This window comes from Dyella sp., assembly GCF_051954575.1.
Classification (GTDB): domain Bacteria; phylum Pseudomonadota; class Gammaproteobacteria; order Xanthomonadales; family Rhodanobacteraceae; genus Dyella_B.
This window is the reverse complement of sequence record NZ_JBQCHP010000106.1, coordinates 1-12,887: the sequence shown is the minus strand read 5'-3', so window position 1 is coordinate 12,887 and position 12,887 is coordinate 1. Positions and strand designations below refer to the sequence as shown.

The 12,887-nt window shown below is 60.5% G+C and carries 8 protein-coding genes; 6 read left to right on the top strand and 2 right to left on the bottom strand.

Annotated features, from left to right (window positions below; translation table 11 throughout):
• The 6 genes from ACTHNE_RS14360 to ACTHNE_RS14335 all read left to right on the top strand — a co-directional run.
• Positions 1-984, top strand: a 984-nt coding sequence (locus ACTHNE_RS14360) for a hypothetical protein (protein WP_440269616.1), incomplete at its 5' end; no start/stop codon positions are given.
• Between the two features lie 371 nt (positions 985-1,355).
• Positions 1,356-4,394, top strand: a complete 3,039-nt coding sequence (locus ACTHNE_RS14355) for a LysM peptidoglycan-binding domain-containing protein (protein ID WP_324947437.1) — start codon at positions 1,356-1,358, stop codon at positions 4,392-4,394.
• 138 nt (positions 4,395-4,532) lie between these two features.
• Positions 4,533-7,589 carry a LysM peptidoglycan-binding domain-containing protein gene (locus ACTHNE_RS14350; protein ID WP_440269615.1) on the top strand — a complete coding sequence of 1,019 codons (3,057 nt, stop codon included), beginning with the start codon at positions 4,533-4,535 and terminating at the stop codon, positions 7,587-7,589.
• A 157-nt stretch (positions 7,590-7,746) separates the two neighbouring features.
• Positions 7,747-9,102 carry an MFS transporter gene (locus ACTHNE_RS14345; RefSeq protein ID WP_414649781.1) on the top strand — a complete coding sequence of 452 codons (1,356 nt, stop codon included), beginning with the start codon at positions 7,747-7,749 and terminating at the stop codon, positions 9,100-9,102.
• A 106-nt stretch (positions 9,103-9,208) separates the two neighbouring features.
• Positions 9,209-10,408 (top strand): glycosyltransferase, encoded by a 1,200-nt coding sequence (locus ACTHNE_RS14340; protein WP_440269614.1) that lies wholly within the window; start codon positions 9,209-9,211, stop codon positions 10,406-10,408.
• Between the two features lie 129 nt (positions 10,409-10,537).
• Positions 10,538-11,305, top strand: coding sequence for an HAD family hydrolase (locus ACTHNE_RS14335; RefSeq protein ID WP_440269613.1), 768 nt, complete (start codon positions 10,538-10,540; stop codon positions 11,303-11,305).
• A gap of 56 nt (positions 11,306-11,361) precedes the next feature.
• Here ACTHNE_RS14335 and ACTHNE_RS14330 read toward each other — a convergent pair whose 3' ends face one another.
• Positions 11,362-12,696, bottom strand: coding sequence for an Mbeg1-like protein (locus ACTHNE_RS14330; protein WP_324947429.1), 1,335 nt, complete (start codon positions 12,694-12,696; stop codon positions 11,362-11,364).
• Between the two features lie 90 nt (positions 12,697-12,786).
• A partial coding sequence (locus tag ACTHNE_RS14325) for an IS3 family transposase (RefSeq protein WP_324942441.1) occupies positions 12,787-12,887 on the bottom strand: 101 nt, incomplete at its 5' end.

The window sequence follows — 12,887 nt, the reverse complement described above, 5'->3', positions numbered from 1 at the left end:
GCGCCGAGCGAACCGAAAGCGGATCGCTGGAACATAAGCATCAATCCGGTCATTGACGCACCCAACGCCAGCCAGTCGCTCGATATGCCGATGCCGGTTGTCTCTGTGTCGCAGCCTTCACCCGTGCCCGTATCGAACCAGGCACCTGCGCAGGCGGCCGAACCGCAAACCATCGCATCAGCCATGCCGGCGCCGAACGTGGACCCCAGCAAAGTATTCGCCGTGGCATCGATACCGCATCAAGGCGAAAGCGAAGGCGCGTTGAGTTTTACGCGCGTGGCCAACGTCGTGGTGCCGGCTGCGCAGGACCGCCAACGCTATCCAGACATGCCGCCGCCTCCGCCGATGGACGACAGCCGCTTCGCCGCGCTGCCGATACGAACGGCACCAGCGGACAACGGCACCACCATCATTCCGCCCGGGGTGATGAATGCCCTGGATTTGCCCACCGATCGCCATCCGATGACGCTGCAAGCGATGGCTTTGCTGCTGGCCGCGCAAGCGGGCGCTGGCAGCTCTGCACCGATACCATCGCAGCCATCGCCGTTTGTCGATCCGCAAGCGTTGGCAGCACTCGCGGCCAGCATGCGCGGCACCAAAGTGATTGTTCTTGGCGCAGGACGCAGCATGCAGTTTTCGCTGGTGGACGATCGCATGCGCCGCGTCGATCCGATCGGGCAGGATAATCGCCCAAGCGTGCGCCGCACTGGCGATGGGTTGGACGAAGTACGCATCAGCCGCCCCAGCAGCGAAGACGTGGAACAGACCGACGAGCAACGCGAGCAGGGTCGCCGCCGTCGTGCAGCGATCGCGGCGATGCGCCGCCGGCGCCGACCGCGCACGCGCCGCTGCCGTTATTGGCATGGCGCACGGCGTGACCTGCGTGCAACGGGCAATGCGCGTTATCCGAAGCGCGTGGATTTTGCCGAGTTCCGCGGGCGCCGGCCGCCGCGGTATATGTGGAATGTGGGTGGTAGTCAGTAAGTCGGCATCGCTGCCTGATCTTCCAGTCCACCCATTCGTCATTCCGGCGAAGGCCGGAATCCATTTATATCCATGCGGGATATATGTCGATTCAATGAAGGCGCTACGCAACCGTCAGCATGGATGATTCGCTTTGCTCACCCCTTCGGGGCCGTCCTTCGGACGTTCTCCGCGCTGCGCACTACGTCCGGCCTTCGCCGGAATGACGGTGAGGTACGGTAAGGCTTGCCTAAATAGACAGACATGTCCCTTGCCGGAATGACGAAAAAACGACACTGTTCGCATCACGCCTTAGGGTTAACCCTAATACCCAAGCCTCCACACTTCCTTTCCAATAACGGCCTTCCCCCGCTCTTGCAAAGGCAGCGCAGATGATCCCCCGCGACTTCGATGTCTCGAGCCCTTCCGCCGTACCGTCAAGCCCATCACCGACACCGTCCTCGCAACCGCAGCAGTACCGCGTGCAGCGCAGCGACACCTCGCTGGACAGCATCGCGCAACATTTCGGCGTTACCCGCGACGCCATCGTGCAAGCCAATCCGGGCAAGTTCGCCAATTCCTTGAACGTCGTGCCTGGCGACGTGCTGACGATTCCATCCAGCGACGAGAATGTGGCATCGTCGAGCACGACGACCCAGCCGGCAGCCTCACCGCAACAGCAAGTGGACAAGGCGCTGTCGGACTTGCACACAGCGCAGCAAGCCAGGCCGCACAATCGCATGGAAGCGCAGGACCTGGCCGACTCGCGCACACAACTGCAAAACGACTTGAACAAGGCCGTGGATGCCGAAGTGCAGGCACGCCTTGCCGAGAAGCCACCCGTCGATACCTCGCTGACGCCGCAACAGCGCAAGGCGCTGGGCGAGACGGCGCCGAGCCTGGCCGATCGCGCATCGGACATCCGCAAGGACATCCTTGCGCGCTACAAGGGCGATGCGGACATCCAGAAGGCGGTGGACACGCAGGAAGCGAAAACTTTGTTGGACAGCGTCGACAACGGCACGTACAACTCGCCCAAGGACAAGCTGCTTGCGCTGGACTCCGCATTGAAATCCGCTTCTTCCGACCAGGTGCGCACCGTCGCCAGCCAACAGGACGCTTATCGCTCCATCGTGCATGCGGCTTCCGCGTGGGCGGCGCAACCTTATGACGGCAACATCCAGTTCAAGGACGACGGCCAATTCGTGAAGGCTTTGCAAGGCGCGGACGATTCCTCCAGCCGTTACGTGAGCTTGCTGTCCGGTATTTCGTCACCGCAGATGCGGGCGGACCTGATCGCCGAGGCGACACCGCAGCTGGACAAGCTGGCGCACTTCGCCATCAATTACCACAGCGAGGACCGGGACCTGCATGTGACGAGCACGCTGTCGAATCTGTCCTCGATCGTGGGCACGCTGGGCCAGCAGGATCAGGCCGCCGCGCAATCGCTCGCCAGCGAGTTCGCGGGCCAGGTGAATGGACGCGTATGGGATGGTGGAACGTTCGGCGATATCTCCATGCTCACCGAGGCCGCCAGGCAATCGGGCGATCCCACGCTGGCCTTGAGCATCGCCCAGCAGGTGCGCAAGGACGGCAACGACCGCATCGCCAACGAATGGGCCGATAGCGCGCGCGACCAGATCTTCCAAACGGTTGCCGATGCGCACCACAAGGTCGATGCGGATTTGCAGAACTACGTGGGCCTTACCGGTGAATTGAGCAGCCTGATCGACAAGGAAGGCCAGTCGATGACGCCGGATCAATTGAACAGCGCCATCGACAAATATCGCGCGTACAAGGGCGCGGGTTGGGAACAGAACGTGGCGCAGGCGCAGCAGCAACTGGCTACCGATGGCAAGGCGCTGCTGTCACAGGAATCATCCCTGGGCGCCTGGTTCGCCGCGCATCCCGACGATGCCGCAGCGGCGGGCGACAAGCTCAAACCGCTGGTGAACAGCCAGAGTGCGCAAGCCGCGATCCGTTTGGCGGTGCAGGAAGATCCGTCGTTGATGCAAGGTCCCAAGGGCCAGTCGATGATCACCTTCCTTGCGCAGGCGGGCAAAGTGGCGGACCAGGGCGGGCGCAAGCTGATCCAGGAGCTGGGTACGAACTACGTGCAAGGGCGCATGAACGCCTTGCGCAGTGCGCTCAAGGCAAGCGATGACGTAGCCAGCCACACGCGCGTGATCGACCAGTTGACCGAGCTGGGCGACAACAAACAGCTGGCGACCTTGCTTGGCATGAGCGACGGCAAGGTCGTCGATCTGAAAGCGGCCACCGAAGTACTCAAGAATGACCTCAACAGCTTCAAGGCACTGGCCGATACGGAAAAGAACCCTGACGCCCTGGCGGCGGCGCTGAAGAGCAGCCTCGATAACACCAGCAATAAACTGGGCGCCATCAAGGGCTTCGCTAGCGGTACGCCGATCAGCAGCATTTTCCGCGCCTTTAGCGCCGGCGCCGCAGGGCTCAGCCTGGCCAGCGCTTACGACAAGATGACTACCTCCAATTCCAATCAGCTGGATCAGTTCCGCAACGAGCTGTCCACCTTGATCAGCGCCGCCGGCTTCTCGCAAAAGACCGCCGGGCTCGTGGTCAGCATGGGCTGGGCCGATCGCGGCAGTTGGGTGGACAAGGTCGGCGCGCGCGCGGTGGATCACTCCGTCAACTATCTGTCCGGCGGCATCGACATATGGAAGGCCGGGCAAAGTTTCCTCGATGGCGACGCTGCCGATGGCACGTTCTATTCCATGACCGGCGTGGGCTCCATGATGTGGGCGGCAGGCAACGCCGCCGCGGGCGGTGAAGGCCTGCTGGCCGGCACGTTTGCCGATTTCTCCGTAGCGGGCGCAGCGGGCAGTTGGGCCGGCCCGATCGGCATCGGCCTGGTTGCCTTGGGCACGATGGGCCTGATGGCCTACCAGAGCAAGAAAGCCAACGATCAGGCCGTACCGGGCCGCGAAGCGTTCCTGCAAGGGCTTGGCTACCACCAGAGCGCCGCCGATGCGCTGGCCGCATGGCACAGCAAGGACGACGTGCCGGCTACCAGCATGCTGCTGCGCTACGGCCAGCTGCATGGCCTGGATGCGCAGCAGACCATGGCGTGGTTCAACGGGCTTGGCGCGGATGCCCAGAAGACCTTTGCAGGCGCCATGCTTTCGGCGCTGGACGGCGTCGGTGGCGACGCTAGCAAGTTCAACGCAACGGACGCCAACGACCACAACTGGGACGACATGGCCAAGCACAACGAACTGATCACCGGCACGGTCAATCACGGTGTCTTCGGTAGCGGGCCAGGCGTGCTGCTGGACGAATCGAAACTCGCTGTCGCCAGCGGCGGTTTGGCGCTCAACGAGGAAGAGCAACCTGGTTCGGCGCATCAGCTGGATGTGACGCTGCAGGATCTGCTTGGTGCGACGCCGCCGGCGTAAGGATTGGCGTTTGTTCGGCGCGATCTGCTGCTCTACGTGCACTGGGGCTATCCCTAGCTCGGGATGGCCCTAGCTTGCAGATATGTGACAGCAAGCATTACATGCTCCATTGGAAATCATTCACAAGAGGTGTGTGTCATGCGCATCGACGGCGGAGACGTTGCCAGCAACTACCAACTCACCCAACCTGCGTCGCAAACTTATACCGCGCAGGCGCATGACACGGTGACCAGCATTGCCCAGGCGTACAAGGTCGAGCCGGAGGAGCTGGCAAGAGCCAACGGCATCAGCATCAATACCGGGCTTCAGCAAAACCAGGTACTCACCTTGCCTGCGAACGCGACACAGCCAAGCAAGGATGATGCGGCGCCGATGCCGCAAACCTCCGCGCAAAAAACCGACGCCGCGATCGCCGCCTACGAGGCGGCCGTGAAGCAGGGCGCGCCGGCGGCGGATATCGCGCAGGCAAAGGCCGCGATGGACAGGGCGATCGGTGATGAGATCGGCGGCCAGGTCGCCAACCGCAACGCAGGAGTGCCAGGAGAATTTCAAACGCCGGCCGATCAGCTGATCAAGGAGTTCGGCCAAAACATCCAGCAGCGCCACCAGGGTGATGCGACGGCGCAGTCCGATATTTCCGCATCGATCCATAGCTACCAGGTCACGACGAAGGCCAATGCGCTGATCCCTGACTTCTCCGGCGACTGGAGCGCGGCCGACAAGCTCAAGCGCATCGACCTGCAAGGCCAACCGCCGGAGGTCGTCGAGGCGGTGCTGGCCGATCCACGCGTGCAAGGCTGGATCAACGATGCCGCCACAGACATCGAAAAGCCGTACAACGGCGCCAAGGCTGAGAATTACGATTTCGATCCCAGCACGGCGACACAAGCGGCCGCGAATCTTGCATCCGCCACCGATGGCCTGGCGCCGGAGCTTGCAACAGCCGTGACGCAAGCAAGCCTGCCCACTATCCAGAAGATTGCGCAATTGCAGCCCAATACACAGGACGGCCTGGTTCCGTTCCAAACCGTGCACGGCGTATTGAGTTCGCTTGGCGACAGTCCGCAAGCGAAGGTGGTGATCGACCAGGTTGCCGGGTACTACGCGAGCAACCGTGGTGCAGTTAATGACCTGACCGCCGATGCCGAGGAGCACGCCGGCGTCAAGAGTGTGCTGGCCGATACCATCAGCGGCGAATTCGGCAATGGCAATGTGAGCTTCGCCATTGCATTGGCCGAGCATTTGCAAACCACCAATCCTGCCGCGGCCAAGGCGGCGCTCAATGCGGCCGAAGGCGGCCTGGAACAGTTCCTGGGAAAAACGCAGCAGGATATCAACAGCTACAAGGAGATCACCAAGGAACTGGGCTGGGTAGTGAATAATGCCGGGCCGGCGATGACGCCGGATGAGCTGCAAAAGGCGACCGAAAGCTACGTCAAAAGCAAAGGCCCGCAGTGGCAGCAACAACTGGACACTGCGCGGAACAATATCGTTGCCGATGCGCATGCGCTGGCCAGCGGCGTGGCGCAGCTCAAGCACCTGCAGGCCGGCCTGGACAACCAGGTGCCTGATCTCAACCAGCGCCTCGACAAGAATATCGTCGGCAGCGACACCGCACAGAAAGCCTTCCAATTTGCCTTGAAACAAGATCCAGGCATGTTCGCCGGCGGCGGTGCTGATCTCGCTGACGCGATGATCGGTGATGGGCAGACGAGCAAGGGGCTGATTGAAGATGTTACCAAGGCGTATGTGGCCGGCCATGTGCTGCCGCAGATCAGTAACCTCAACCCGAACGATCCGGCCAGCGTCAGCAGTGCCCGGCAGGCGATCAACGATCTGCGCAACAAGGCGCGGATATTTGGTATTTCACAGAGCGATATGGACCAGCAGGTCGACAAGCTCAATACGCTGCTCGATGACCTGAAGACGGAGTCGCTGGAAGACGCCATACAGGGCAAGGGCGTCAATGCGCTTGGAGCCGTTAAAAATGATCTGAGCGCCATCGCCAAGTCGCCTTTCGACACAGGCGTGGCGGGTTTCGCGTTCCGCGCGATCGCCTTTGACTTGTCGGGCACGGCCTTGACCAACTCGGCACAGCAGACCAGTCAGAGTGGGCAAGTCAAGGATGCTTTGTATACCTTGGCTTTGGCCGTCAATACGGGACAGGACGGCATCGCCTTCTTGAATACCGTCAACTTGCTCGATTCGTCTGGGAAAGTGGGGCAATGGGGCGACACGAACTCTATACCTGGCGACCTTACGGCCAAGTTCGCCAACGCGTTGTATGGCACGTATTACCTGATGGATCTTGCGGACAATTGGGGGAATGTGCCGAAAGCATCGTTTGATGGCGTGGGTATCGCCGGTGCCGGCGCCAGCGTGTTCGGCGAGGAGCTTGGGTTGGGCTCGCTGGCAGGTCCCGTGGGCACGAGCTTGCTGATCGTCGCCACCGTCGGCCTGGGCGTGGTCGATGCAGTGCAGACCAAAGACCAGCATACCGCGGCGGCAAAGCAATTTATGACCAGCGGCGGTGTCAATGCGGACCTCGCCAAGATTTTGAGCAGCGACGCGATGCAGGAATCAGCATCCCTGCAGAACGGCCTGCAGCTGTCCAGCACCGATTTGCGCGCGCTGGCGCAAGCGCATCCGGAACTGTTTCAATCACCGGGCGCGGCAAAAGCGTTCGTCGATGTGGCTCAAGCGTGCGGTATTCAGGGCAGCAGCACGCAAGGTTTTGCTGACGCCTTGAGCAAGGACGATCCCAATTACATCCAGACTTTCATGAGTCAGTCCAATGATGGGATGCATCCGCTTTCGCACAAAGCAGACCTGGTCAACAATGTGATCCAGGGTTGCCCGAATGCGAAAGCCTACTTGCAGGCCCATAATCCGGATCTGTTTAGCGCGGACGCTAATACACGGCGAAAGGCCGATCGTGATCTGGAATCGACGCTTGGATTCTCCAACCAGGATCAACTGATCGGCAATTTGCTCAAAGGCAATAGCAATACCGTTTACCAGGCCGAGATCATCCATGCGCTGCTGCAGCGCGGAAGTCTCGATCAATGGGTCGGGGCCATCAGCCAGGACATCAACGGCTGGCCGCAGGCTGCCAAGGTTGCGATTGAGAATGCACAGAGTGCGGGCGTGCTGTCGGCCAGCGATGCCAATAAATATTTGGCGCAACTGGGGTAGCATCGCCGACGCGCACAAAGCCATGCAGTTGTCGCGCCTGATCGTGCTCGCCATCGCGACTGATTCGGGGCGCGACAACAATGAACCCCGTTTCCATACGCCCGCATGGCCGATCTCGCGATTCGTGGCTGAGGTTCGACGCTAATCAGGCAAAACTATGACGCACGTGCAGGAAGCGATCACCATCGGTACCGCGGAGCGGCGTACGCCAAAGCCCTGGATGACGTTCTCTCAGATATTGAACATGAATGTCGGCTTCTTCGGCATCCAGTTCAGTTTCGGTCTGCAGCAAAGCAATATGAGCCCCATCTACAAATACCTCGGGGCGAACGATGCAAGCCTGCCGTATCTATGGTTGGCCGGCCCGATCACGGGCTTGCTCGTGCAGCCGCTGATAGGCGCATTGAGTGACCGCACCGTCAGCCGCTTCGGCCGCCGTACACCGTACTTCCTGATCGGTGCGCTGATCTGCAGCGTGTGCCTGCTCGCCATGCCAATGAGTCCGGCGCTGTGGGTCGCGGCCAGCCTGCTGTGGATACTGGATGCGGCCAACAACATCACCATGGAGCCGTATCGCGCCTTCGTGGGTGACCGCCTGGATAGGTCACAGCATGCCGCCGGTTACCTGATGCAAAGCGCATTCACCGGTTTATCGCAGACTCTAGCGTATCTGGCGCCCTCTATCCTGGTCGGTCTGGGTATGCCGGCCGGAGCGGCGAACAGCCATGGTATTCCGCACGTGGTGACGATCGCCTTCGTGATCGGCGCCATCTGTTCGATCACCAGCGTCGCCTGGTCGGCATGGAGCACGCCGGAACTGCCGCTCTGCGAACACGAGCTGCAGCGCATGCGCCGCGCGCCGCGTAGCCTCGGCGCCACGCTGGTCGAGATCGCCGGCGCCGTTCGCGACATGCCTGTCACCGTGCGGCAACTTGCGCTGATGATGCTGTTCCAGTGGTACGCGATGTTTTGCTACTGGGAATACATCACGCTATCGATCGCGCGCAGCCTTTACGGAACCACGGATTCGGCCAGCCCGGCTTTCGCGCAATCCGTGCTGATCAGCGGCCAGATAGGCGGCTTCTATAACTTCGTAGCTATGCTGGCCGCCTTCGCCATGATGCCGCTGGCGCGTCGCCTGGGCGCCAAGCCCATCCACGCGGTCTGCTTGCTGTGCGGCGGGCTGGGCATGCTGCAGTTGCCGGTCATGCACTCGCGCGCGATGTTGCTGCTACCGATGGTCGGTGTCGGCATGGCCTGGGGCAGCATGATGGGTAACCCTTATGCGATGCTCGCCAGCAGCATCCCCCCAGAGCGGACCGGTGTGTACATGGGGTTGTTCAACGTCTTCATCGTGCTGCCGATGCTGCTGCAGATCCTTACCGTACCGTTGGTGTACAAAAGCATCCTGGACGGCAATCCGGAAAACGTAATCCGGCTCGCAGGTGGCATGTTGATCGTTGCAGCAGCGCTGATGCTCAACGTAACGGTAGCAAAGGCCCGCCGGATGTAGCCCACGGATTGACGTGGGCCACAGGTTGGATACCTGATGCGTTCATTCCAGCGCGACACGCTCACCCCGCGCCCTTGGTGGAGTGATAACTACAAGGAGGTAGGTCATGAAGATTGCGATGGTTTCCGAGCATTCCGATCCCACTGCTTCTGTCGGCGATGTTGACGCTGGCGGACAAAATGTCCATGTGGCCGCCTTGTCGCAGGCTCTCGCAAAAAAAAAGCATCAGGTAACCGTTTATACCCGGCGCGATGACCCGCACAGTCCGGATAGGCAATGGTTGTCTCCAGGAGTGGTGGTTGAGCGGATACCGGCAGGCGAGCCCAGGCGAGTGCCAAAAAACGAGCTCCTGCCCTGCATGGCAATGTTCGGAGAACTTCTGAGACAACGATGGAAGGACTGGATGCCCGACATCGTGCATAGCCATTACTGGATGTCTGCATTGGCCGCGTTGACTGCGGCCGATGGCAGGTTTCCGGTCGTGCATACCTATCATTCGCTCGGAACAGTCAAACGCCGCCACCTGGGTGCTGCCGATACAAGCCCGATCGAGCGTATTCCAGTAGAAAAGGCGATCGGCCAATCGGTGACGCAGATCATCGCGACCTGCCGTAGTGAAGCCGAAGAACTGATGTCCATGGGGATAGGACGCAACAGAATCAGTATCGTTCCGTGTGGCGTAGACTTGCACCGATTCAATCCCGGAGGCGGCGAGGCGCAGCGGGAACATAAGCCCAGGCGCCGTGTGCTCACCGCGGGGCGATTGATGGAGTACAAAGGCTTTGACCTGTTGATCCAGGCACTGCCCCATCTGCCCGATATCGAATTGGTGATCGCCGGCGGGCCACCGGCGCCAAGTTTGATACGAGACCCGGAAGCTCGGCGTTTGCAGAAACTGGCTGAGCGCCTGGGTGTCGGCAATCGGGTGACTTTTCTCGGCCAAGTTTTACGCCAGGACATGCCGATACTTATGCGCAGTGCCGATGTCGTGGCCTGCACGCCCTGGTTTGAGCCTTTCGGCTTGGTTCCATTGGAAGCCATGGCCTGCGGTAAGCCAGTGTTGGTCACTGCCGTAGGAGGTCTCGCCGACACTGTCGAGGACGGTGTAAATGGCACGAAGGTGCCGCCTCGCGATGTGACGAGCCTGGTCCACGCGCTGCACGTACTGCTGAACGATGCCGATCTGCGGCAACAATTAGCGGCCACTGGACTTGCGCGCGTCCGCGCTCAATACGGTTGGACACGAATATCCGATGAAACCGAAAAGGTGTACCGGACCGTTACGGAGTCGGTAAATGCTGAATGATTCTCTTCACGGAGAGCCACTCATCCCAATTTCCGTATGACATCGATCACGGAGCATCCTCTTGGGGTGCTCTGATCTATACAGACGCAAATCATGCGGATGAAAAACCGAAATCCGAAGGGGGATTCAATGCATTTCTTGTCGAGGGATCCGCGCTTGCTATTGGCCACCGATCTGGACGGAACTTTTTTGGCAGGCGATATCGCATCGCGCGAACAGCTTTATCACCTTATCAGTGTGCATTCCAACTTGCAGGTGGCCTGGATCACGGGTCGCAGTCGCGAAGATACCAAGGATTTATTAGCAGACCCGACGCTTCCACCACCGACTTATTTGATCTGTGATGTTGGTGCTACGGTCTTCGGTGTTTCCGATATGCAACCTATCGAGCCGCTCCAATCGCAGATCGACGCCTCCTGGCCTGGGGAATCCGTTGTGGATCACGCACTGAAGCGTTTCAGCTCATTGACACGGCAGAAGGAATCCCAGGAACGCCGTTGTTCGTACTACTGTAGCCCGGAGCAATTCCGTGCGATCCGCGGCGATTTCGAGTGCGTCGTGAATATGCTTGGATGTGAGTTTTTGTACTCTGCGGATCGCTATTTGGATGTTCTTCCCAAGAATACCTGCAAGGGCAGCACCCTTTCGGCTTTGGTCAATATGCTAGGCATTGCTCCCAAACGCGTTCTGGTGGCGGGCAATACCTTGAACGACCTGTCGATGTACAACCGAGGTTATCCAGGGGTATGTGTCGGAGCCTCCGAACAGGCGCTGCTGGAAGAAACTGCTTCGATGCACCTTGTGCTGCACGCAAATGCGCCAGGCTGCGGCGGCATACTCGAGGCGATCGAGCACTTCAATTGGTTCAACTGGAACTTTGATTTTGCCCATGAATAACGGTGACGCAACTGGCGCATAGATTGGATAGTGGGGCTTCCTTCCTTTTCGTGTACCTACCAATTCCACGGCAACAGATTCTTGGCGTGACTGCCCACCCAGCCCGCCGCGCTTTTTACGCCGTTGACGCCGGTGGTAATCGCGCCGCCCGTAAACTCGATCACACCCCGCTGCACGTGCCCAAGCACTTCGATCGTCCCTTGCGTCAGTCCACTGGCCACACCGATCGCCTTGCTTGTCACGGTACCTGTGGTGCGCATCAGGTTGCCGGCCCAATGGCCCGGCGTGCCCAGGTGATCCAGTGCATCGCCGGTCTTGTCGAATACGGTTGATGTCACGTCGCTGGCCTTGTCGCCGATGGTGTCGACCACGTTGGCCGCGCCGTCGCTGAGCGAGCCGGAAAAATCGGCGATGCGTGCGGTGATGCTGTTGTCGCGCAGGTAGTTGCCGTTGTGGTTCCATGGCTGGTCGTTCTGCAGCGCCTGCAGTACGGCGGGCATCAAGTGATCCTTGTAGCCGGCGTAGGCGTCGGTGACCAGGTTGAGGCCGGGTGCTTCCAGGTACCAGCTTGGTTTGTTGGGATCGCGCAATTGAATTTCGTGGCCGAGCGCCGCAGGGATGAGCCCGCGCGCGAATCCGGTCTGCTGCTCGCCGGTCAGGGCATCGCCTTGCACGGCGTAGCGGCGGATCAAGCCGTCGTTGGCGGCCTGTTTCATTGCGGCGACGTCACCTTCGGGCGCCAGGCGCTGCAGCGTCGCGTCGTTGACGCCGGCGGCGTTGAAGGTGACGGCAGGTATGTCGGTGATCACCGAGGCGGTCGAAGCCAAGCCGCCGCCCAGGGAGTGTCCGGTCAGCACCACGTTGTTGCCGAACGCGGCCTTGGCCTTGGTGGCCAGCGCCACCGCTTCGTTGTATTGCGCGGTATCCAGGCCCAGCGCCTGGGTGGCGTCAGCTTTCCAGTCGTTCGCGCCGGAGGTGCCTTTGAAGGCGAGCACGTAATCGCCCTTGCCATCCTGGTAGACCGCCGCGCGAAAACCGGTGGACGTATCGTTCAACGTGGCCGGATCGATATCGGCCGCTTGCAGTTGCGCGTCGCTCAGGCGGGTCCAGCCGTCGATGTTCTTGTTATCGAGGTCGTAGGAATCCTGGGCAAGTTTCGCCAGCGTCAAGTCGATGGGTTTTGCGTCTTTTCCGCCCACCTGTTGCGCGAAACCGGGTGGCTGCTGCATGTGGAAGCTGGCCAGTTGCGCAAGCTTCGGGTTGTAGGCGAGCTGCGGCGTCGAGCTGTGCTGGTCGGGGCTGGCAACGGCTGCCGCAGGGATTGCGTCGTCGGCCGTGTTGATGGCCGTATCGGTGAACTGGCGGCGATTGACACTGGCGTCCAGGTACATGGCAAGGCCTCCCATACGATGCCTTGGAACCATAGCGGGAGGCGTTGGGGTGTACTGGTCAAGTGTTTTCGGACACGTCGATAGGGGAATTTAGGTGTGGCAGCGCTCGAAGTCGTTGGGTGAGCGGTAGCCGAGGGTGGAGTGAAGGCGGTTGGCGTTGTAGAAGTTGACGATGTAGTCAGTAATGTCTT